The organism is Megasphaera sp. ASD88, from assembly GCF_002287425.1.
GTDB classification, from domain to species: Bacteria; Bacillota; Negativicutes; order Veillonellales; family Megasphaeraceae; genus Megasphaera; species Megasphaera stantonii.
Genome location: NZ_NQXW01000081.1, coordinates 1 through 254 on the forward strand (window position 1 = coordinate 1; position 254 = coordinate 254).

1 pseudogene is annotated in these 254 nt (G+C 41.3%); it reads left to right on the top strand.

Annotated features, from left to right (window positions below):
- Positions 1 to 118, top strand: a pseudogene (locus CJ260_RS13270) (IS30 family transposase); the annotation flags it as partial.
- Positions 119 to 254 lie beyond the last annotated feature (136 nt).

The following is a 254-nucleotide window of genomic DNA, read 5'->3' on the forward strand; positions in this document are numbered from 1 at the left end:
CGTTCCAGAAGCCTATGTGCAAGCTGTTTTTGCAGAACTAAATCGCCGTCCCCGAAAATGTTTAGGATACAAAACGCCATACGAAGTACATTACTCTAAAAAGTTGCACTTAGCTTGACAATTCGCCGTATAATGAAATCACCACAATCTCACGCAAAGGAGTCCTTCTCATGAACATTATACAACAGATTCTTTCTCTCAGTACAGACTTTTTCAACACAAATATGGAATCGTTAGTAACGGGCCAGGCGTCC